The organism is Janthinobacterium rivuli (genome assembly GCF_009208735.1).
Lineage (GTDB): Bacteria > Pseudomonadota > Gammaproteobacteria > Burkholderiales > Burkholderiaceae_D > Janthinobacterium.
In genome coordinates this window covers 1-648 of sequence record NZ_WFLJ01000054.1, presented here as the reverse complement: position 1 = coordinate 648, position 648 = coordinate 1, and the positions used below count along the sequence as shown (strand labels likewise).

Below are 648 nucleotides of genomic sequence, written 5' to 3'. Positions count from 1 at the left end.
GCCTTTCAACGGGTCTACACGGACGACCGTTCCATCGACGAAGCCATGGCCGTGGAAAACCACGACGTGGTGATGGTGCCGCGCGGCTACCACCCCGTCACCGTGCCGTATGGCTACGACGGCTATTACCTGAACGTGATGGCCGGCCCGCGACGCGTGTGGCATTTTAAAAACGACCCGGCCCATGAATGGCTGATGCATGCCAAATAACCAAGGACAAGAGATGACTACCCCGATGATTGGCCACTTTATTGGTGGCAACCCCATGGCCTCGCGCTCCGAGCGCACGAGCGACGTTTTTAACCCTGCCACGGGCGCGGTGAGCGCCAAGGTGGCCCTGGCCACTGCCGCCGAGCTGAACGCGGCCGTGGCCGCCGCCCACGCGGCCTTTCCCGCCTGGTCGCAAACCTCGCCGCTGCGCCGCGCCCGGGTCATGTTCAAGTTCAAGGAATTGCTGGAGCAAAACGCCGACAAGCTGGCCGCGCTGATCACAAGCGAGCACGGCAAGGTGTTCACGGATGCCAAGGGCGAAGTGACGCGTGGCATCGAAGTGGTGGAATTTGCCTGCGGCATCCCGCAGCTGATGAAGGGCGAGTATTCGGAACAGGTGGCCGGCGGCATCGACGCTTGGTCCATCCGCCAGGCGCT

At 63.1% G+C, this 648-nt stretch carries 2 protein-coding genes; both read left to right on the top strand.

Annotated features, from left to right (window positions below):
• Positions 1-210, top strand: a 210-nt coding sequence (locus GCN78_RS28860; protein WP_193316909.1) for a 5-deoxy-glucuronate isomerase, incomplete at its 5' end; no start/stop codon positions are given.
• 13 nt (positions 211-223) lie between these two features.
• Positions 224-648 (top strand): aldehyde dehydrogenase family protein (locus tag GCN78_RS28855; RefSeq protein WP_152254746.1); only part of this gene is annotated, 425 nt, incomplete at its 3' end.